Here is a 20901-nt window from a genome sequence, read left to right on the forward strand (position 1 = left end):
GTTGCGGTGAGGGGGTATCCCCGGTCCTCACGACAGAACCGTCACGAACGCCTCCGGACTTCGTGGACGAGGAGCCAGACGAGGTAGCCGCCACCCACGATCACGGTGACGACCCCCACCGGGAGCGACGTCGGCAACAGGTGCTGCGCGACGATGTCGGATGCCAGCAGCACGAGGGCCCCGAGCAGCGCGGACGGCACCAGCGCGATGCCGGCCGTGCGGGTGATCCGCTGCGCGAGCTGCGGGGCGGCGAGCGCGACGAAGGCGATCGGCCCGGCTGCTCCCGTGACGACAGCGGTGAGCGCGACGGCGCACGCCACGAGGCCGAGCCGTGAGCGTTCGACCCGCGAGCCCAGCGCCTTCGCCGCGTCGTCGCCGAGCTCGAGTTGGCGGAGCGATCCGCCGAGCGGACCGAGGATGATTGCGATGGCGATGATCACCACTGCGGCGGGGATGAGCTGAGCCCAACCGACGGCGTTCAGCGAGCCCGCACCCCACACGGTGGCGAGCATCGCGACTTCGAGCTTCGCCCGCAGCACGAGGTAGGAGCTGAGCGCTTCGAGCATGGCCGAGACGCCGATGCCCACGACGATGAGCCGGAAACCCTGGACACCTCGACGGTAGCTGAGGAGGTAGACCAGCGCCGTGGCGATCAGGCCGCCACCGATGGCACCGCCTGCGACGGCGGCGGAACCGGCGCCGGCACCGATCACGATGATCACGATGAGACCGCCCGCGTACGATCCCGCGGTGAGCCCGATGATGTCGGGGCTCGCGAGTGGGTTGCGGGTGAGGGACTGGAAGATCGCGCCGGAGAGTCCGAGGGCCCCTCCGAAGAGCAGCGCGGCGAGGACCCGCGGGAGGCGCCACTCGAGCACCACCGTCTGCACCAGACCGCCTGGCCCGCCGAGGAACGCCGACGCCACCTCGTCGACCGACAGTGGCAGGTCGCCGAGACACAACGCGAGCAGCGCCAGGGTGAAGAGGACCGCGCAGAACACGCCGCACACGACGATCGTGCGCAGCCGGACGCGGACGGAGAGGGATCGCCGACGCCACACGACCGTGCGCGGTCCCGTCTCGACGCCGGTCACAGTGCGCTCGCCTTCGCGCGCCGCACGAGGTGGATCAGCACGGGCGCGCCGATGAACGCGGTGACGATCCCGACCGGGACGTCACTCGGCCAGAGGATCACGCGACCGATCACGTCGGACGTGAGCAGCACGGCCGGCGCGATCAGGATCGAATACGCCACGATCCACCGCTGGTCGGGACCGACGATCCACCGCGCGATGTGGGGCACCATCAGGCCGACGAAGCCGACCGGCCCGGCGATCGCGGTCGCCGCACCAGCCAGCAGGGTGATCGCGACGACGGCGAGCACGCGGGTGCTCACGAGGCGAGTACCGAGTGAGGAGGCGAGATCGTCGCCCAGCGCCAGGGCGTTCAGCGATCGCGCGCTGAACAGCGCGATGACGACGCCCGCGACGACGAAGGGGAGTGCGGGCAGGATGACGTCGAAGCCGCGCTCCACGAAGGACCCGGCGTTCCAGCCGCGGAGCTGCCTGAAGGCGACCGGATCGAGGAGCATCATGGCGGTCGTGATGCCGCTGAGCACCGCTGCCAGGGCGACGCCGGCGAGGGTCAGCCGGACCGGATCCGCGCCACCACGTCCTGCCGAGCCGATCACGTAGACGAGTGCCGTCACGACCAGGGCTCCCAGGAACGCGAACGGCAGGTACTGCACGGGCGTGCGAGCGCCGAACAGGACACCGATCGCGACGAAGAGTGCCGCGCCCGCGTCGACGCCGAGGATACCTGGATCACCGAGGGGATTGCGGGTGAGGCCCTGGATCAGGGCGCCGGAGACGCCCAGCCCGACGCCGACGACGAGTCCTGCCACGGTGCGGGGGATCCGCAGATCGAGGACGACCAGATCGGTGACGGAGCCATCGGGCCTCGTGAGTGCCCGCCAGACGTCCGTCGGGCCCACGGGGTGGGACCCGACGAGGACGCTGAGCAGGACCGCGGTCGCGAGTGCCGCGACCGCGATCCCGAGCCCCAGCGAACGGCGCCCGCGAGGGGTGCGCGAGGTCACCGACGGGTCAGCCGTCGACGCTCTGCGGAGCTGTGCCGGCGACGGCGTCCACCAGGCGCGGCACCAGCTGCTCGAGGACGTACTTCTGGCTGAGTGGGGTGAGGAAGTAGATCGCGCCGGCGAGCTCGCCGTCGGTGAAGACCGCTCGCCCGCCGGTCACGGCGTCGAGGCTCGAGGTGGTGCCGAAGCCCAGCACCTCCTGGACGGCATCCGCGGACTCCGTGGCGAAGACGATCACGTCCGCGTCGATGACACCGACGTTCTCCGCGGCGATCTGCGCCTGTCCGCCCTCGCTCGGGACGTACTGCTGCAGCCCGGGCGTGATCGTGAACCCGAGATCCGTCAGGAAGTCGGTGTTGAGGCCGTCGGGGTAGACCCACAGGTTGCCGTCCCACGGCCCACCCTGCGAGAAGGTCGCCGTGAGGCCCGCGAACTCCGGGTGCGCTGCCGCCGCCGCAGCGTAGGCCTCGTCGACGCCGGTGATGAGCGCCTCGCCTTCCGCCGACCGACCCACGGCTTTGGAGACCATCCTGGTCTGGTCCCGCCAGTCCGCGAAGTAGAGCCCAGCGCCCTCCTCATTGGTCACGGTCGGCGCGATCTCCGCGAGCTTCCCGTAGTTCTCCTCGGTCATGCCGGCGTTCGTCCCGATGATCAGGTCCGGCCGCAGTGACGCGATCTTCTCGTACTCGAACCCGTCGGTCGTGGTGAGGACGGTCGGCTCGGCATCGCCCAGGAGATCCGTCGCCCACGGCCACACCGCATACGGCTGCTCGCCGTACCACTCCGTCGTCGCGATCGGTGTGACACCGAGTTCGAGGAGGATGTCCTGCTCGGTCAGACCGACCACGACAATCCGCTGCGGCTCCGACGGGATCACCGTCTCGCCGTACTCGTGCTCGATCGTCACCGGGAACGAGTCGCTCGGCTCGGTCGTGTAGTTCGGGTTCTCGGCGGTGGTCGACGCGGCGCTCGAGCAGGCGGAGAACGCGACACCGACGAGGGCGAGCGCGCTCACCGCGGCAAGCAGACGAGCGGTCCTCGCGCTCGGGGCGCGGTGGTGCTTCGGGACGATCATGGGGTCCTTCATCGGTTCGGCTGGCGGGATGACGACAGTCAGGTTAGCCTTGCCTAATCGCTTCGCGCTATCGCGCTGAGTGGACAGGACTTGTCGAATGGAGACAGCTGGATGTCTGGTCGCGATCACTCGGACGGCGGAATCAAGCTCCTCGGCCCGCTGGATGACGCCGAAGGGACATCGGGGGAGTTCCGGGTTTCCCGCTCGCGGGTCGACGCGACGACACGGTTCGATGAGCACTCCCACCGCGAGGACCAACTCGCGTGGATGAGTTCCGGCGCGATGGAGGTGTCGGTCCCCGGCGATCGACGGCGACTGCGGCGAGAGCACCTCGCATGGATCCCCGCGGGGATGGTGCACGAAATGAGCTTCAGCGAGCCCGGCGAGCTCATCAGCGTCTACGCCGACCCGGAACTGCGCCCCCAGGGCGGCCGGTGGAACGGTGCACGGACCGTCCGGGTCGACGAGCTGTCGGCAGCGCTGCTGGCCCACCTGCTCGACGCCGACCCGACCGGGCGCCGGCGATGGCGATGCTGGTCGCTCCTGATCGACTTGCTGTCGGCGGCGGCTCGCGACGATGAGGCGTTGGCCATGCCCCGTGAACCGCGCGCGCGTGCCATCGCGTCGGCCCTGATGGCCGACCCCGCCGACCCGCGTGGGCTCGACGATTGGGCCTCGGCGGCGGGCGTCAGCTCGAAGACGATCGGCCGGGCGTTCGTGGACGGCACGGGATGCACCTTCCGCGAATGGCGGGTCCGCGTGCGCCTGCATGCTGCCGCGGGCATGCTCGGACGGGGTGTCGCCGTACAGGACGTCGCACCCGCGGTCGGCTACGAGTCGGTGAGCAGCTTCATCGGGGCGTTCCGGGCCCGGTTCTCCATGACCCCCGCCGTCTACGCCGCGAAGAGCCGGTCGGCGGAGGTCGTCTGATCCGAAGACGGGTGCGGCTTCATGACGCTCTGAGCAGACCGACCGCCCCCGTGGGTCTGGCCGACGCCTCGGCTTCCGCTCTAGGGTGGCCGTATGGCCCACCCGCATGCACGGCGGGCGACCACCCGGACACGTCTCGTCCTCCGGGTGATCGCCGGTGTCGTCGGCGCCGCGGCCGCCACCGTGTTCCTGCTGGCGATCTGGATGGTGGTGTCGAGCCGGTTCGGCTGGGACGACCGCGACGTCCACGGGTACAGCCTGCTCTTCGGCACCCCGGTCGCCGTGTTCGCCGGTCTGGTCGTGGCGGTCTCGCTGCCGCTGGCTATGCCGCCGAAGCACCGGAGCCGTACGCGGGCCGTGACTCTCGGAGTGCTCGCGGTGACCGTCCTGCTGCTCGTCATCGCGGTGGTTACCGCCTGAATCCGCCCAGCGCGACGACTCCTCTCCTCGCTGCTCCTCAGCGATCAGCCGATCTCGGCAGACCGTAGGCGGATTCGGAGGCCGAGGAGGACGTCGACCACGACGAAGGCGGCGAGGCTGAGGCCGAGGAGGGGCAGGAGCATGCCGATACCGGCCGCGACGACGAGGACCACGGCGACGCCCCACCAGGGTGCGCGGCGGAGCGCTCCGCGTGCCGGGGCCCGGCCGACGATCCGTCCGGGCTCGCGGGTCGGTCGTCGCTGCCACCACATGACGTAGCCCCAGACGACCATGGCGATGATCCCGGATGCGAGGACGAAGAGGAGCAGCTGGTTCGGGAGGCCGAACATGGAGCCCATGTGGGTGTCGACGCCCCATCGGGTGAGCTTCGCGGCGAGGGGGAAGTCCGCGAAGTCGACCCGATCGGTGACCTGCATCGTCCGTCCGTCGATCGCGACCGCGTCGACCTCGGTCGGGAAACTGCGCTGGATCTCCTGCACCACCCACGCCGTGCCCGCGGTGGCCGGTGGCGTGATCTCGACGAGGCCCGTGTTGACGTTGACCTTCCGGGCGACGGAGAGCACCGCGTCGAATGTCGCCGGGTTCGCCGTCACCGTCTCGGGATCGGATGTGGGAGCCACGGTGCCTCCGTGGCCGGCATGCTCATCGGCCGGTGCGGACTCACCGCCGAGGTCGGTGGTCACGGATGGCGTGGACCAGTCGAAGGCGGCGCGGAGGGTGCCGACGTTGCCGCCGCCGTAATGCGACCAGGTGATGCCGGTGGCGGAGAGGAACAGTGCGCCGACGAGGAGCCAGATGCCGGTGGAGGTGTGCCAGGAGAGGATGCGCCGGTACCCCTTGGCTCGGTTGTTCGGGCGGACGAAGTCCTTCTTGGTGCGGGCTTTGCGGATGCGGGCGATCCAGAGGCCGAGGCCGGCGAGGGCGACGACACCGAGCCAGGAGGCGGCGAGTTCGCTGTAGAGGCGTCCGACCTCGCCGAGGTGCAGGTTGCGGTGGAGCTGGTCGATCCAGGTGCGCAGCGGCAGTGCTCCGCTGGTGCCGTACGCGGTGAGGTCGCCGCGGATCTGGGCGGTGGCCGGGTCGACGAACACGGCGCGGGTCTCGCTCTCGCCGAGCCCGTCACCGGTGTACATGACGCGCGTGGTGTCGCCGGGGTTCGGTGCGGGGCGCACGGCGACGATGGTGTCCTGGTCCTTCGTGTACGCGTTCGCAGCTTCGATCTGGTCTGCGAGCGGCAGATACTCGTCGGCCTCCGGCGCATGGAGCTGCTCGGCGTACACGAGCTGCTCGAGTTGCGGGGTCAGGGCGTAGAGCGCGCCGCTGGTCGCCGCGACGAGGATGAACGGTCCGACGAAGATCGCGGCGATGAAGTGGAGGCGGAGCAGCAGCTGCGGGAACCAGCCTCGGCTGCGGTCCGGTTTCGGGGGTGGGCCGTCGGCGTGGAGATGGGCCGGTGCGCGTGTGGTCACGGGTGGTCCTTTCGAGGGGCCTGGTCGTGGTCGTTGATGCGTGCGAGGCGGGCGTTGTAGTCGGTGAGTTCTGCGTCCCCGTCGCGTTCTGCTCGGCGGTCGTAGCGTTTCGCGGCACGTTCGTCACTCCGCACCCACTGGGAGACGACGATGAGGGCGACGAGGACGGCGGGGATCTCGCCGACGCTCCACGCGATACCGCCACCGACCGCTTGATCGGCGAGGAGCGCTGCGGTGTCCGTGTAGCCGAGCGCGGTCCACCACCCTTCCGCGAGCACGGTGGCGCTGGACATGATCGCGAGTCCGAAGAAGGCGTGGAAGGCGAGTGTCGCGAGCAGCAGGATGATCCGGAACGGATAGGCCGGACGGTTCGGGCCCGGGTCGATGCCGATGAGGACCCAGAAGAACAGGTACCCGGTGGCGAGGAAGTGCACCGTCATCAGGATGTGACCCTGGTGGGCGAGCATCGCCCACTCGAACCAACCCGTGTAGTAGAACACCACCAGACTCCCGGCGAAGAGCACTCCTGCGACGGCCGGTTTCGACAGCAGCCGCAGGTACCGCGAGTGCACGACGGCGAGGATCCACTCCCGGAGGCCTCGGCCTCCGTCGGTGCGACTCGGCAGGGTTCGCAGGGCGAGGAGGATCGGGCCGCCCAGGACGAGCAACGGCGGCACGATCATCATGAGCGCCATGTGCTGCAGCATGTGCGTGCTGAAGTGGATCTGCCCGTACACGGCGAGGCCACCGCTGGTCGCGTACAACAGCGCCGCGCAGCCGGCCAGCCAAGCGATCAGGCGGACCACGGGCCAGGCGTCGCCGCGGCGCCGGAGCGTCCGGAACGCCCACAGGTACCAGGCCGCACCGACCACGGCGAGGCCGGCCCACATCCAGTCGACGTGCCACTCGGTGAACATCCGCAGTGGCGTCACCTCCGGCGGGTAGGCGAACCCGAGGAGCCGGCGGCGGACGTCGTCGGCGACCGGCTCCTGCGACACCGGCGGTTGGCTGCGCGACAACGCGACCGAGACGCCCATCGTGACCGCCATGACGACGACCTCGACGACAGCGAGCCGGATGAACGTCGACCGCTTCCCGGGTTCGGCCTGCAGCCGGGGGATGAGCCGGAGCCGGTGCCACACGCCGGCGAGTCCGAGCAGCACGAGCGCGACGGTCTTCGCGACCAGGAGCAGCCCATACGGGGTGAGGAGGTCCGTCGGGCCCGCGAGTCGCAGCGAGGCGTTCACGACGCCCGAGAAGGCCACCGCACCGAACGCCCAACCGGCGAGCACCGAGTAGCGTGCGACGACCGCGCCGATCTGATCACCGATCTTCCGACGGAGCAGGATCACGGCCACGAGACCGCCGACCCAGGCGGTGACGCCGATCAGGTGGATCGCGAGCGAGTTGACCGCGTTGCCGTGCTCGTCGGAGCCTGCAGCATGACCAGACAGGGACAGCGGAAGCAGTGCGAAGACGGCGATCGCGTTCGCGGCGGCGATCCACGCCAGACGGCGGGCGAGGAGCACGATGCAGAACACCACCAGCACGCACGCGAGCGAGCACACCAGGGTCTGCCCGAGTTCCAACTGCGTCGCGTAGAACACAAAGGTCTTCGCGAACGTCGGCGAGGACACCGGCACACCGATGGAGTTCGCCGCGGTGAACACCAGCACTGCGATTCCCGCCGCGAGCCAGACGGAGGCCGCCCAGGCCGCCCAGCGGATCGCCTTCGACTGCGAGAACGACACGACACCCGGGAGGATCCGCTGCCCTGGCAGCAGGAAGGTCGCAGCGATGAGCAGGCCGATCGTGACCGACGCTGCCGCATCGTGGACGACCCTCGCGACCGGCAGACCGCGAGTGACGATCACCCCCGGATCCGACAGCAGCGTGCCGGTCGTGAACGCACCCGTGAACTGCAGCGCGGAGAGCGCCACGACGACCGCCACCGGCAACGCAGCCAGCATGACGGCTTCAGGTGCACGGATCGGCACGAGGACGGGCGACTGGCCTCGCTGACCGCTCGGATCGGCTTCGGGCGCACTCGACGGAATGGTTGTTTCTGCCACAGGAGGTGGCTCCTTCCCCGCGGGCTCAAGTGGACGAACCCAGCGGCACAGCTCACCCGGTGAGCCCGCGACCGCACCCGAACGGGCGCCGGGGCAGGACCGAGCGGCGGAAATGGTGGCACTCCGCCGGTGCACGGCGCATCGGGACGACGCTGGTTCGAGCGTCGTCGTCGAGGAAGCGTCCTATGCGCACGCAGCGGTGACCGTCGACCGAGCGTGCAGCTCGGCGAGGTCGTGCCGTGATCTCAGAGGAAGGACAGCGCCGGAGGCCCGCGCAAGGCGGTCGTCTCCGGATACACGCCGAGTGGGCGCAGGATCGGCACGTCACGCTGCGGCAGCACCCGGGCGGGCAGCACCGGCGACGCCAGAGCCGCGAGGACCGCGGGCACCAGCCGTGCGAGGACGAACTCCGTGATGGCTCCGGCCGTCGACAGCAGCGTCTCGGCTCGGTGGAGCGCGGCGATGGTCACGAGGCCGGCGACGAGGTGGGCGAACCACATGGCGGCACCGGCGTGGCCGTCGTGCATCATCGGCATCGACGACGTCTCGAGGATCACCGGTGATCCGTGGGAGAGGTGGCCGCTCGGCGTCGTCGTCGAGGTGGTGCCCTGGGCGGTGCCGAGGACGAAGAGCGTGTGGAACAGGACCTGACTCACCGCGACGGAGACGGACAGACGGACGATCGACAGCCGTCTGCCTGCGAGCAGGACGCAGACGACGGTCGAGAACACGAGTGGCACGACGACACCGAGGACGCCGGGCATCGAGCCGCCGCCGGCGACGTGCGACAGGAGTGCAACGAAGGTCGAGAACGCCGCGGCGACCACACCACGAAGGGTGCGGGTCGAGCGGGCGGACGACATGTGCCCATTCTTGCAGACCGTCACCACCGTCATGAGGCCGCGCCGTGCCGCCAGGCGAGCAGCGCCACCCCGATCGAGCGCGGTGCAGACGCGCATGCCCGGCGCTGATGGCAGACCGCGGCTTCCCGGCGCAACCCCGATGCGGCAGGACCATGCCAGGTTCGGCGACGGTATACCGTCGAGGCATGAGCCACACCCTGGAACCGGGTACGACCGCTGCACCCGCCGGGTCGCCGATCGAGGCACGCCGCAGGCACTACGCGGAGTTCTACGGCCTCGCTCCGTTGCCGACGGACTTCGGGGTGGTGCTCGGCAACTGCCAGGCGGAATCCCTGCGCACCGTGATGGATGCGCCGGACCGCCGGTTCGTGCGCGTGCCGGCCGTGCATGAGATGACCCCCGAGGATGCGGAGCGACTGCACGAGGTGGTCGGCGTCGCGCACACCGTGGTGTCGCAACCCGTACGGGACGACTACCACGATCTGCCGCTCGGCACGCGTCAGGTGGCAGCCTCCACGAGCGGCCGCGTGCTCACGGTGACTCCGGTGCGGTTCGGGGGCTTGCATCCGTTCCAGGCCGCCGTCCGGGTCCCCGGCGTCGAGGAGAACCCGCCGATCGTGGCGTACCACGACGTCCGGACGCTCGCGGCCGCCGCAGGCATCCCCGTCGTGTCTGCGCTCCAGCCGGACGCCGTGCGCGCGATCGGCCGAGCCTCCGTCGAGGAACTGCGGAGACGCGAGGCCGCGACCGACGTGCCGGTGTCCGACCTCTTCGACTCGGTCACCGCCGACCACGCGCGCACCGTCAACCACCCGGGGAACGCGATCTGGTTGCCGCTCGGCGCCCGCGTCCTCGAAACCCTGGGGGCCCCTGGCGGCGTCACCGACCCCGGGCGCCCTTTGCTCAACGCGGTGCGCGCGCCCATCGCACCCGAGGTCGTCGACGCCTGGTCCCTGACGGACGAGCCCCGCGACCACTGGATCATCGATGGCGTCGAGGTCGATGATGCCGAGGTGCGCGCCGCCCACATCGATTGGTATGCGTCCCACCCCGAGTTCGTCGTCGCTGCCGTCGACCGGCTCGCGGCCCTGCTTTCCGTGTGGCGCAACGCGTGACCGGGAGTGCGCAGCCGTGGGTCGTCGGCAACCGGTGGGACACGCTCGACGACGTCCATCCTGATCCGCTGCCACGCGTCTCGGTGATCGTCGCGCACTACGACCAGCCCGGTGAGCTGCTCCGGACCCTGCACGCCCTCGCCGCGCAGGACTACCCGCGTCACCTCCTGGAGGTGATCGTCGCCGACGACGGATCCCCGGGTGACGTGTCGGTTCCGGACGACGTGATCCTCGTCCGGCAGGAGGACCAGGGGTTCCGGCTTGCCGCCGTCCGCAACCTGGGCGTGGGGGCGAGCAGCGGCGAGGTGTTGTGCTTCCTCGATGCCGACACGGTCCCCGAGCCGGGGTACGTGCGCGCGCTCACGCGGCTGCCCGCCCTGCTGCCCGAGGCGGTCACGGTGGGGCGGCGTCGCCACGCCGATTTCGCCGGGGTCGCCCCGGAGACACCGGTCGTCGAGGCGGCCGCCGGCCGTGAGCTCGCCGAACCGGCGTGGCTCGCCGAGGAGTACGCGCGCAGTCGGCATCTGCGCGACGCGGACGACCGCTCCTATCGATTCATGATCGGCGCGGTCCTCGCATGCTCGCGGAGCATGTTCGACGAGGTCGGCGGATTCGACGAGTCCTTCACCTCCTACGGTGGGGAGGACTGGGAGTGGGCGCACCGCATGTGGCAGGCGGGAGCGGTCTTCGCCCACGTCCCGGCCGCGGTGGCCTGGCACGACGGCCCCGAATGGGCTGAGCGCGACGGCTCAGGCGTGGACCGCGCGAACGCCCAGACCATGCGGCTCCTCACGTCGATCCCCGTGTCGGGGTCAGCGCCACGAGCGCTCTGGTCGGACACGGTGGATCTCGTCGTGCGGTTGCGGGGCGCCCACACGGCGGCCGCTCGGTTCGTCGCGGCGGACTCGCTGTTCACCGCCTTCCCGCAGGCTCGGTTCGTCCTCGAGGACGGCGGAGCTGAGGAGCTCGGGGCAGACCCGCGCGTCCTGGGTGAAGTAGCCGGAGTCGACGCCCGAGTGACGTGGGAGCTCGACCGTCCGGTCGTGATCCTCGACCCGACGTGGATCGTCGATCTCGTCGCGCGCCTCGGCACCGGAGACGTGGGCACCGTCGAGCTCGTCGACCCGGACGGCGCGTCGCTCGGCCGCGTGCGATCCCGGCGGGCCGCGCGGCGTGAGGAACGCTGGGGCAGTCCCGATGCCTTCGAGACGCAGCAGCTCGTCGCCGACGGCGTCCACCAGCTCCGGCCTGATCCCCGGGTGGCGGCCTGGGTCGGCGGCTGGGGCGGACCCTCATCGTTCTGTTGACCCGATCGGCGACGACGCGCTCCACGCATGGATCACGCGGCCCGAACGCCGGCCTCCGTCGGACGTCTGCACCACCGGACGCGCTGAGTGCAACCCCACCGGTTGCGGCCTGCGTCTCGTTTAGCGTGGTCGTCATGTCTCCGCGCGACCAGTACGACCTGACCAACCCCGTGACCCAGTACGACCGGGTCGAGCCACCACTGCAGCATCAGCCGGAGCCCGGCGTGCAGGCCAGGATGACCCCCGTTCCCGACCTCGGCGAAGCGAGCTACCGGGGCAGCGGACGCCTGAACGGTCGGAAGGCGCTCATCACGGGTGGCGACTCCGGGATCGGTGCGGCAACAGCGATCGCGTTCGCTCGCGAAGGCGCGGACGTCGTCATCGCTCACCTCCCGGGTGAGGAGGAGGACGCCGAGCACGTGCTGTCGCTCATCGCCGACGCAGGGCGCCGAGGCAAGGCGATCGTCGCCGACATCTCGCACGCCGACCAGTGCCGTCGGCTCGTCGCGGAGGCCGCGGACTTCCTCGGAGGCCTGGACGTCCTCGTCAACAACGCGGGCAAGCAGATCGCGGTCGACCGGGTGGAAGATCTCAGCGACGAGCAGTTCGAGGAGACGTTCCGGACGAACGTGTTCGCGAACTTCTGGATCACCAAGGCGGCACTCGAGCACCTGGGCGAGGGCGCGAGCATCGTGAACACGGCGTCGCTCGAGGCGTACAAGCCGTCACCCGACCGGCTCGACTACGCGGCGACGAAGGCCGCGATCAACAACCTCTCGAAGGGGCTCGCGCTGCAGCTCGCCTCGCGCGGGATCCGCGTGAACGTCGTCGCCCCTGGCCCGGTATGGACCGCGTTGCAGGTCTCCGACGGCGTCTCCGACGAGCAGATGGAGCACTTCGACGACGAGAACACCTATCAGCGTGCCGGGCAGCCGGCCGAGCTCGCGCCGGCGTACGTCTACCTCGCCTCAGCGGAGTCCGGCTATGTCTCCGGGGCGACGCTGAACGTCAACGGCGGCATGGTCACCCCGTGACCGCGGCTGCGTGCACGGTCTTCTTCCTCCCCGGGCTGGGCCTCGCCGCCGCCGCGATCGCACCGGTGGCTCGTGAGCTCGATGCTCGGTTCCGGGTGATCGCCGTCGAGCTGCCCGGCCAGGGCGACACGGCCGACGCGCCGGACGGTTCGGTCGAGTCGCAGGTCGACGCGGCCCTCGCCGTGATCGCGGAGCAGGCCGACGGCGGACCCTGGATGCTGTGCGCCCACAGCATGGGCGGCAAGGTCGCCGCCGGGATCGCCGCCCGGGTCCGCGACGGCGACGTCCCCGTGTTCGGGCTCCTCGGCGTCGTGCTCCTCGCGCCGTCACCGCCCACGCCCGAGCCGATGCCGGACGCCAAGCGCCACCAGATGCTCACCTGGGTCGAGGACGGGCCCATCGCCGAGGCGGACGCACAGACCTTCGTCGACGACAACGTGGGTGCGCCCCTGCCGGCCGAGCTGCAGGCCGCCGCCGTGGCGTCCGCGCAGGCCATGTCACCCGTCGCGTGGCGCCGCTGGCTGGAGCAGGGCAGCGTGGAGGACATCGCGTCCTCCGTCGGCACCCTCGACCTCCCGTGCACCGTGCTCGCCGGAGATCAGGACGAGGCACTCGGAGCCGCGGTGCAACCGGAGCTGCTCTCGGACGTCTATCCCCGCGCTCGATTCGTGTCGCTCGCCGGAGCCGGACATCTGCTCTCCTCCGAACGTCCGGTCGAGGTGGCGCGCGCGATCACCGAGCTGTGGGACGAGATCGTCGCCCACAGTGCGATCGTCCCCGCGGAGTGGGGGCTCATCATCGCGTCCCCGCGGACCACGCCGCGGGTGCGGAGTGCGCTGGCACGACGCGCCCTGCCGGACGACCCCCGGTATCGGCCCCGCGCGCTGAGCATGAAACAGCTGGACCTGCTCCGCGCCGTCGCCGATCGCTTGGTTCCGCAGCCGGCGGGTGGGCGGATCGACGTCGCCGCGCGGGTCGACGCCGACCTCGCAGCCGGCGGCGGCGACGGATGGCGGCCGGTCGGAGGGCTCACGGACGACGAGGCGTACCGCGCTGGGCTGGACGACCTCCGAGTCGCCTGGCCGGATTCGACCGACGGTCAGGAGGCGTTGATCCGCGCCGTGATCGACGGCCAGGGCGTTCCAGGGGGCACGATCGACGGAGACGATCTCCGGCGCTGGTTCGAGGACCTGCGCGTGGACGTCACGCGGGAGTGGCTCATCCACCCCGCGTCGTTGGCCAGGGTCGGGTACGACGGGTTCGCGACCGGCGCTGAGGACGTCGACTTCGCCGGTTACCGCGAGCTCGGTGCCGACACCCGGGATGACTGGGAGCCCTCCGACCTCGGCGCCGCACCCGCCCCCACACCCGCACAGCAGCAGGAGGACACAGCGTGAACCTGGACGCGATGAAGACCTACGACCTCGACGACAGCGTCGACGTCGTGGTGGTCGGTACCGGAGCAGGTGGTGCGCCACTGCTCGCCCGACTCGCTGAGGCGGGGTTGCGCGTCGTCGCGCTCGAGGCCGGGCCGAATCACGACCCCGCGGAGTCCACGCCGGACGAGGTCGACGCGACGACGATCAACTGGATGTCCAGCCGGTTCAGCGGTGGGGACGCTCCGACGGCGTTCGGCCCGAACAACAGCGGGTTCGGCGTCGGCGGTGGCACCGTCCACTGGGGTGCGTTCACGCCCCGTCCGGACGCCCGTGACCTGCGTCTGCGCAGCGAGACCGGTCTCGGGCGCGACTGGCCTGTCGACCATGCGGAGTTCACCCGCTACGTCGAGGAGGTCGAGGCGACCATCGGTGTCTCCGGGCCGATGCCGTATCCGTGGGACCCGTCGCGCACCTACCTGTATGCGCCGCCGAAGCGCAACGCCCCGGCGGACCTCATGGCGAAGGGCGCCGAGTCGCTCGGTATCCGTGCGACCGACGCACCTGCCGCGATCATCACGCGCGACCGCGATCAGCCGCACCACGGCCTGCGACGCGCCACGACGAACGTCGGCTCGATCCACCAGGGCGAACGCCACGGTGCGAAGGCGACGACCGCCATCACCTACCTGCCGGCGGCGGTCGCGGCGGGAGCGGAGATCCGTCCGGACGCCGTCGTGCACACCATCGAGCGGGATGCCCGCGGTCGGGTGACGGGCGTCGTCTATCGCCAGGACGGCGTTGACAAGCGGCAGCGCTGCGAGGTGCTCGTGTTGGCGGGCGGCGGGGTGGAGACCCCTCGGCTCCTGCTGCACAACGACCTCGCGAACACCAGCGGTCAGGTCGGCCGGAACTTCCTCGCCCATGGTGCGGTGCAGGTGTGGGGACGGTTCGACGAGCAGATCCGCGGCTACCGCGGCTACCCGTCGGCGCTCATCACCGAGGACTTCGTCCGCCCCGAAGGTGTTGACTTCGCTGGAGGATATCTGCTCCAGAGCCTCGGCGTCATGCCGTTCAACTACGCGACCACCCTCGTGCGCGGCGGCGGTCTCTGGGGCACCGAGCTCGTCGACGAGCTCGACGCGTCCCGGTACAACGCCGGCATCGGGATGAACGCCGAGTGCCTGCCCGCCGACGGCAACCGGCTCGAGCTCTCGTCGGAGGAGGACGAATGGGGTCTGCCGCGTGCGACCATCTCGTTCTCGCCCGGCGACAACGAGCAGGCCATCGACCGTCACGCCATCCGCACGATGACGGACATCCTCAAGGCAGCCGGGGCACGGAGCACCAGGGTGCTCGCGCGCACGGCACACACGCTCGGCACGTGCCGGATGAGCGATGATCCGAGTGACGGCGTGGTCGACGGGGATGGTCGATCGCACGACATCGACAATCTGTGGATCTGCGACAACTCCACGTTCCCGAGCGCGCTCTCCGCGAACCCGGGCCTGGCACAGATGGCGCTGTCGCTGCGCACGGCCGACCGGATGCTCGCGGCTCGGTAGCCGCCACAGCACGGCTCGGCGAGAAGTCGGACCGTGCTGTGGCGCCGTGACGCACAGCAGCAGTTGGCCGAGGCGCTTCGCACCTTCATCGATGCGCAGTGAGATGACACGCACCGCATCAGGTCGGGCCCATCTCACAGGACGTACCGGCTCGACGAGGCGGGCTCCGGGGTCGCCTCGCGTCAGGCGCCGACGTCGATGGGCACGCCAACGAGGTCCTCGACCTGCCGCCAGAGGGACGACGCCGCGTCGCCCGCCGGCGTAGCAGTCCTGGCCGGTGGAACGATGGCGACGGGAGCGCCCCGAAGTCGGCCGACCGGCGAGAAGTACTCGCCGCCCCGGACTTCGGGATCCGTGAGAGCCCTGACCGCGGACCAGGCGGCGGTGTCCTTGCCCTGTGCCCAAGGCGTGTAGGGATTCCGCTGATATGGAGTCGTGTCGTCGCGGACGCCAGGTCGCTCCGGGGTCTTCGCGTCGACGCCGACACCGGGCCGGGTCACGACCGATGCGGCGGGCAGTCCGGCCGCTCGGAGCCTGCGGTCGAGCTCGAAGGCGAACACCTCCGTCGCGGTCTTGGCCTTGGTGTAGGCCACGACCCCGATCGCGGGCACCTGGCGGAGGTCGTCGATGCCGACACGCAGCAGTTGGACGAACCCGGTCGAGGTGTGGACGATCCGAGCCACCGTGCCATGATCCACGGCCGTGGCGACCAACGTCGGGAGCAACCTGGCCAGCAGTCGGGCGTTGCCGGCCACGTGGGTGCCGAGCAGGAGGGGCAATCCATCCGCAGTCAGCTCGCGTCGGTTCATGCTCATCGCACCGCCGTTGAGCAGGACGGCGTCGAGGCGGGGGAGCAAGGCGAGTTCGGCAGCGGCCTCGTCGACGGCGGCGAGCGAGCCGAGCTCGAGTCCCACGTGGCGGACCCGGGCCTGCGGGACTCGGCTCCGAATGGAGGTGGCGGCCCGTCGCAGCTTGTCAGGCGATCGGGAGGCGAGCACGACGTCCGCGCCAGCGGCAGCCAGCTGCTCCGCGGCGAAGTACCCGATTCCGGCGGTGGAACCGGTCACGACGATGGTTCGTCCTGTCTGGTCTGGCAGGCGGGTGGGGTCCCAGGTCATACTGTCCTCGTTCCTTAAGCGGATGATCTATCCGTTTGGACGATAGCACAAGCGGATAGGCAATCCGTTTGGCGTAGAGTGGTCCTATGGCCGCTCTCCGTTCCGACGCAGCACGTAGCCGGGCGAACATCCTCGATGTCGCCCGGACCCACGACCGCGCGACGCTTCGACTCAACGACGTCGCCCGCGAGGCCGGAGTCGGGGTCGGAACCGTCTACCGGCACTTCCCGACGGTCCACGCACTCATCGAAGCGCTGTCAGCCGACGCGCTCGACGCGATGCTCGAGACCTCTCGGCGTGCCGCAGCCGAGCCGGATCCGGGCGATGGGCTGGCGCTCTACCTCGGTTCGGCACTCAGGCTGCAGCTCGAGGACGGCGGTCTGCAGGCTGTCCTCCTCTCGCCGGAGGACGAGGCCGACTCCGTGCGGAACGTCAAACGCGAGATCTTCGAATCCTTCACGACCGTCCTCGAGGCCGCCCGCGCCGCGGGTGCCGTCCGCGCCGATCTCACGGTCGATCGTCTGTCGCACCTCGTGTGCGGAATCGAGCACGCGGTGCGGCTCGGTACTCCCGAAGACCTGCCCCTCCTCCTGCAGGTGATGCTCGACGGGCTGAAGCCTCGACCGTGATCACCGGCTCAGCTTCGATGGACCCGACTTCGGCGAACTCGGCCGCGCCGTGCGGACGGTTCTGGGTGGCCCTGTCGCCTTCCCCCGGCACGCGGTCGGCGTAAGGTCGGCACATGCACCCCGAGCGAACCCGCCAGCCGGCCCTGCGGCGAGCACCATCGAGGCCGCCGGCCGCGTCATCCACTGCGGCAGCCTGGAACGCCTTCCTGCTCCGACCTGAGGCGAGAGCGTGGATCAGTGCCACCGAGCGTGGACAGCGACAGCCTGAGGTCGGCGACGTTGCGCTGGAGGTCCTGCTCCTGGAGTACCGTCGCCCGGCCCGCCTGGCGCTCGGGCTCGTCTCGTCCGTAGCACTCGTCGCGGCCGCCACCCTCTCCGTCGCGACCGTGACCGTCCTCGGTCCGTTCTGGGTGGGGGAGAGCGGGGCGCTCTTCGGCTTCGTGGTCCTCATCGGGTTCGCGGTCGCGTTGACGAGCGTCGTCATCCTGCTCGGGCTGCAGGTCTCCGAGAACCGCATCATCCACGCCATCTCCGTGTGGTCCGGCGTCACTCCGGGAACCGGCGGCCCGCCGGAGCCACAGACGGCGACTGCGCAGTCCGTGGACCGGCGGGAGGCGGCGGCGACGCGCACCCTCTTCCTGGCGGTCTCGGGCGCAGGGATCGCCGCAACCGTCGTCTCGATGGTCTGGCTGTCCTCCGCCGAAGGCGGGTCGTTCGTGCTGCCACTCGTCGTCGCTGCGGTCCTGCAAGCGATCATCTGGCTCGCGGTCTGCGCCGGGGTCGTCCGCGTACTGCGGTCGTCGCGGGTCTGACGAGCGCGACGGTCGACCGTGTCGCGGTGCTCAGCTGACTCGGTCGGAACCGAGCCCGGGGCGAACCTACTGCTCGTGAACGATCCGAACGCGCGTGACCGAGAAACCGGCTCGATCGAAGGCGCCGCGCATCGGGGTGTTCGCGGCGTCCGTGGTGCCGACGATCCGGTCCTGCCCCGACCCGTGGTGCACGTGGACCATCTCCGCCAGGAGGTCGTGCACGTAACCGTGTCCGCGGTGCTCGGGCAACACGCCCAGATAGCTGATGCTCGCGTCGTACGCCGTCCTGGTCGGAATGATGAACCCGACCATCGTCCCGTCGAGGAGCTCAGCGACCCGCCAGGCGTCCCGTTCGCCGGGGAGTGATCGGTAGAACGCCAGGTCGTCGTCCGCGAGGGCCTGGAGTCCTTCGCGCGCGACCATGTCCTGCGTGTGCGCATCGAGGGTGCCGGTCGCGACCAGGGCGAACAGCTCGTGGAACGCGTCGTCCGGGGCGGCGACGAAACGGAGGCGCTGCGATCGTGCCGGCACCGGATCGGAGCTGGACCTCGCGAAGCTGACCCGCTCGGTCGTGCGCGAGAACCCACCCGCGCGTGCAGCCTCATGGCGCCACCGCACCGCCTCCACACTCGCAGCGTCATCTGCCCACGCAGGGGAGACGTCGACGTTGAACTCCAGTGCGGGACCTGCGCCGAAGGCGTCCAGTCCAGCGCGGATGAGCGCAGCGCCGACACGTTCGGGCTCCGCGACCTCGACCGTGCTGGTGAGGCAGTCGAGCGTGGCGGGCCGGTTCGCGTCCGCCTTGCCCCACCAGAGTGCTCGTGCCACCGGGCGACCGTCCTGCTCGGCGATCCACGACCATTCCGGCCGATAGTTCCGACTCGCGAGTTCGGCGGTCAGCCGCTCCGGATCGACCCAGGCGACGGGTTCGTCACAGCTCCACGCTTGCAGGAGAGGGACGTCGTCCGGGGTGGCTCGTCGGATGGTGAAGTCGTCACTGGTGTCGGTCATCGGATCCAGCTTGGACAGGGTCGACCCGTTTGTCCAGGTTCTGCCTGAACACCGGAGCGGCATCGCGGGCGGCGGAACGCGCGAGGTGCGCCGCCTAGTCGATGGTGTGGCCGCCGTTGACGGTGATCCGCTGGCCGGTGATGAAGCCGGCCCGGTCCGAGGCGAGGAAGGCGACGGTCTCCGCGATGTCGTCGATGGTGCCCATCCGCCCCATCGGCACCTCGGCCAGGTAGGCGGCGATCTCCTGCGGGGACGCATCGGCGTGTCGCTCGACGGGGATCCACCCGGGAGCGACCAGGTTCACGGTGATCCCGGACGGTCCGAGTTCCCGAGCCCAGGAGCGGGTGAGACCGAGCTGCGCCCCCTTCGCCGCGACGTAGGCGGACATCCCCGGCAGGGCCCGCTCGAACATGTCGGATCCGATCTGGATGACCCGGCCGAACCGGTGCTCGCGCATGTGCGGGACGGCCGCCCGCACCAGCAGTGTCGGGCTCTTCACGAAGAAGTCCAACTGGGCGAGGTGGTCGTCCCAGTCGAGGTCGTCGATCGCGACCGTCGGTTGCGGCCCGGTGGCGTTGGCGACCAGGACCGCGATGGGACCCGCGGTTCCCGTGATGCGCTCGACGAGCGAGGACACGGCTTCCTCGTCCGTCACGTCCGCGCTGAACGCGTCGGCGGCACCGCCGGCCTGACGGATGGACTCGACGACCTCCGCAGCCTGGTCCGCCCCGGAGCGGTAGTTCACGGCGACGAAGTACCCCTCGGCCCCGAGTCGCCGGGCGATCCCCGCGCCGAGGCCTCTGGATGCGCCGGTCACCAATGCGACCCGTCGTCCTGCGGACGCGAGAGACGTCATGCTGTTCCTCTCCTGGTGGTGAGCTGCCGACCGGATTCCCGGCCTCGCCGAGCCTGGCCTTCCCGAGGATACCCGTCGCATCGAGACTGTCTCCGGCTGACCTTCACCCGAGCTGGGCGGCCGCGTCGCGGAGACAGGCGATGAACGCGTCGTGGACCGGGCTCTCGTCCGTCCGTTCCTGACGGGCGGCCAGCAAGCGTGTCGTCGGCGACCCGGCGAGCGGCACGACGACGATCGACGGCGGCACCAGCTGCCGCACCGACTCGGGCAGGATCGTCGTGCCCACGCCGGCCGCGACGAACCCGAGGGCGGTCTCCTGATGGACGACCTCCTCGACCACCTGCGTCCGACTCGACGTGCCGAGGACCTCCGCGACGCGGTCCACGAATCCCGGCATGAGCGCCCGCGGGTAGGAGATCATCGGGACGTCCATGAGTTCCTCCGCGGTGACCTCTGGTCGCCCTGCCAACGGGTGACCGACCGGGAGGCACGCCACGAGACGCTCCTCGAAGACGACCTCGGTGGTGAGCGCTGGAGAGCTGTCGGATGGCGTCTGCGGGACCTCGTCACGGACGATCCCGACGTCGAGCGTGCCGTCGCGGAGCCGGTCGAACTGTTCTCCTGAGGTCAACGGCACCAGGCGTAGCGTCACCCCGGGGCGGCTCGCCCGGAACAGCTGCACGACACCGGGGAGGACCGTGTAGTTGGCCGAACTCACGAACCCCGCGGTGAGCTCCCCGGCGAGACCGTCGACGAAGTCGCGCATCTCACCCCGGACCGTGTCGAGCTCCTCGACGATGTGTCTCGCCCGCGCCTGGAGATGTCGTCCAGCGGGGGTCAGCGCCACCCGCCTCGTCGAACGGTCGAACAGCGCGGTGCCGACCTCCTGCTCGAGCCGTGCGACCTGGACGCTCAGCGGTGGCTGCGACATGTGCAGCCGTCGAGCGGCGCGCCCGAAGTGGAGCTCCTCGGCGACGGCGAGGAAGTAGCGCAGCTGGCGGAGCTCCATCCCATCGACGATACGACCCTCGTATTACCGCGCTGTTTCGTCCAGATTGCGAGCGAAACGCTCTCAATCGAGGTTCGAATCGGTATTTGACCAGGACGATCGCGACCGTGTTCGCTGAGGA

Annotated in this window: 19 protein-coding genes; 9 read left to right on the top strand and 10 right to left on the bottom strand. The window is 70.3% G+C overall.

The window, feature by feature from the left end; all coding sequences use genetic code 11:
- Positions 1-41: 41 nt before the first annotated feature.
- From ITJ66_RS10340 to ITJ66_RS10350, 3 genes are read right to left on the bottom strand one after another with little or no spacing between them, the layout of a single operon-like run.
- A complete protein-coding gene (locus ITJ66_RS10340; protein WP_194644524.1) occupies positions 42-1094 on the bottom strand; it encodes an iron chelate uptake ABC transporter family permease subunit in 1053 nt (350 codons plus the stop codon).
- Entirely contained in the window at positions 1091-2098 is a 1008-nt protein-coding gene (locus tag ITJ66_RS10345; protein WP_191941008.1) for an iron chelate uptake ABC transporter family permease subunit, read from the bottom strand. Before ITJ66_RS10345 ends, ITJ66_RS10340 begins: the two co-directional genes overlap by 4 nt.
- 7 nt (positions 2099-2105) lie before the next feature.
- Positions 2106-3173: an ABC transporter substrate-binding protein gene (locus ITJ66_RS10350; RefSeq protein WP_194644525.1), complete on the bottom strand. Its 1068-nt coding sequence runs from the start codon at positions 3171-3173 to the stop codon at positions 2106-2108.
- 111 nt (positions 3174-3284) lie between these two features.
- On the opposite strand from ITJ66_RS10350, the gene ITJ66_RS10355 reads away from it, so the two are divergent.
- Positions 3285-4103, top strand: a complete 819-nt coding sequence (locus ITJ66_RS10355) for an AraC family transcriptional regulator (protein ID WP_194644526.1) — start codon at positions 3285-3287, stop codon at positions 4101-4103.
- A 93-nt stretch (positions 4104-4196) separates the two neighbouring features.
- Positions 4197-4523, top strand: coding sequence for a hypothetical protein (locus tag ITJ66_RS10360; RefSeq protein WP_194644527.1), 327 nt, complete (start codon positions 4197-4199; stop codon positions 4521-4523).
- Between the two features lie 44 nt (positions 4524-4567).
- On the opposite strand, the gene ITJ66_RS10365 is transcribed toward ITJ66_RS10360, so the two are convergent.
- From ITJ66_RS10365 to ITJ66_RS10375, 3 genes are all read right to left on the bottom strand, one after another.
- Positions 4568-6013 (bottom strand): PepSY-associated TM helix domain-containing protein, encoded by a 1446-nt coding sequence (locus ITJ66_RS10365; RefSeq protein ID WP_194644528.1) that lies wholly within the window; start codon positions 6011-6013, stop codon positions 4568-4570.
- Positions 6010-8085 (bottom strand): cytochrome c oxidase assembly protein, encoded by a 2076-nt coding sequence (locus ITJ66_RS10370; RefSeq protein ID WP_370582612.1) that lies wholly within the window; start codon positions 8083-8085, stop codon positions 6010-6012. The genes ITJ66_RS10365 and ITJ66_RS10370 overlap by 4 nt, the downstream gene beginning before the upstream one ends.
- A 245-nt stretch (positions 8086-8330) precedes the next feature.
- Positions 8331-8948 carry a hypothetical protein gene (locus ITJ66_RS10375; RefSeq protein ID WP_194644529.1) on the bottom strand — a complete coding sequence of 206 codons (618 nt, stop codon included), beginning with the start codon at positions 8946-8948 and terminating at the stop codon, positions 8331-8333.
- Between the two features lie 185 nt (positions 8949-9133).
- Here ITJ66_RS10375 and ITJ66_RS10380 point away from each other — a divergent pair, with 185 nt between their 5' ends.
- The 5 genes from ITJ66_RS10380 (at position 9134) to ITJ66_RS10400 (ending at position 15345) form a co-directional block, all read left to right on the top strand.
- On the top strand, positions 9134-10063 hold the full coding sequence (locus ITJ66_RS10380) for a WcbI family polysaccharide biosynthesis putative acetyltransferase (RefSeq protein ID WP_194644530.1): 930 nt from the start codon (positions 9134-9136) through the stop codon (positions 10061-10063).
- Positions 10060-11370: a glycosyltransferase family 2 protein gene (locus tag ITJ66_RS10385; RefSeq protein ID WP_370582613.1), complete on the top strand. Its 1311-nt coding sequence runs from the start codon at positions 10060-10062 to the stop codon at positions 11368-11370. The genes ITJ66_RS10380 and ITJ66_RS10385 overlap by 4 nt, the downstream gene beginning before the upstream one ends.
- Before the next feature lie 134 nt (positions 11371-11504).
- A complete protein-coding gene (locus ITJ66_RS10390; protein ID WP_194644532.1) occupies positions 11505-12404 on the top strand; it encodes an SDR family oxidoreductase in 900 nt (299 codons plus the stop codon).
- Positions 12401-13801, top strand: a complete 1401-nt coding sequence (locus ITJ66_RS10395) for an alpha/beta fold hydrolase (protein WP_194644533.1) — start codon at positions 12401-12403, stop codon at positions 13799-13801. Before ITJ66_RS10390 ends, ITJ66_RS10395 begins: the two co-directional genes overlap by 4 nt.
- Positions 13798-15345: a GMC family oxidoreductase gene (locus tag ITJ66_RS10400; protein ID WP_370582614.1), complete on the top strand. Its 1548-nt coding sequence runs from the start codon at positions 13798-13800 to the stop codon at positions 15343-15345. The genes ITJ66_RS10395 and ITJ66_RS10400 overlap by 4 nt, the downstream gene beginning before the upstream one ends.
- A gap of 182 nt (positions 15346-15527) precedes the next feature.
- Here ITJ66_RS10400 and ITJ66_RS10405 read toward each other — a convergent pair whose 3' ends face one another.
- The gene (locus tag ITJ66_RS10405; RefSeq protein WP_194644534.1) at positions 15528-16463 is read right to left on the bottom strand and encodes an SDR family NAD(P)-dependent oxidoreductase; all 936 of its coding nucleotides are present in this window, start codon (positions 16461-16463) and stop codon (positions 15528-15530) included.
- An 86-nt stretch (positions 16464-16549) separates the two neighbouring features.
- On the opposite strand from ITJ66_RS10405, the gene ITJ66_RS10410 reads away from it, so the two are divergent.
- Positions 16550-17092 (top strand): TetR/AcrR family transcriptional regulator, encoded by a 543-nt coding sequence (locus ITJ66_RS10410; RefSeq protein ID WP_086473393.1) that lies wholly within the window; start codon positions 16550-16552, stop codon positions 17090-17092.
- A 113-nt stretch (positions 17093-17205) separates the two neighbouring features.
- Positions 17206-17904 (top strand): hypothetical protein, encoded by a 699-nt coding sequence (locus ITJ66_RS10415; RefSeq protein WP_194644535.1) that lies wholly within the window; start codon positions 17206-17208, stop codon positions 17902-17904.
- A gap of 66 nt (positions 17905-17970) precedes the next feature.
- Here ITJ66_RS10415 and ITJ66_RS10420 read toward each other — a convergent pair whose 3' ends face one another.
- The 3 genes from ITJ66_RS10420 to ITJ66_RS10430 form a co-directional block, all read right to left on the bottom strand.
- Positions 17971-18915 (bottom strand): GNAT family N-acetyltransferase, encoded by a 945-nt coding sequence (locus tag ITJ66_RS10420; protein WP_194644536.1) that lies wholly within the window; start codon positions 18913-18915, stop codon positions 17971-17973.
- Positions 18916-19009: 94 nt separating this feature from the next.
- Positions 19010-19771, bottom strand: a complete 762-nt coding sequence (locus ITJ66_RS10425; RefSeq protein WP_194644537.1) for an SDR family NAD(P)-dependent oxidoreductase — start codon at positions 19769-19771, stop codon at positions 19010-19012.
- Between the two features lie 103 nt (positions 19772-19874).
- Positions 19875-20780 carry a LysR family transcriptional regulator gene (locus ITJ66_RS10430; protein ID WP_194644538.1) on the bottom strand — a complete coding sequence of 302 codons (906 nt, stop codon included), beginning with the start codon at positions 20778-20780 and terminating at the stop codon, positions 19875-19877.
- Between the last annotated feature and the right edge of the window lie 121 nt (positions 20781-20901).

Origin of the sequence: Plantibacter sp. VKM Ac-2885, assembly GCF_015351205.1 — a bacterium.
GTDB classification, from domain to species: domain Bacteria; phylum Actinomycetota; class Actinomycetes; order Actinomycetales; family Microbacteriaceae; genus Plantibacter; species Plantibacter auratus.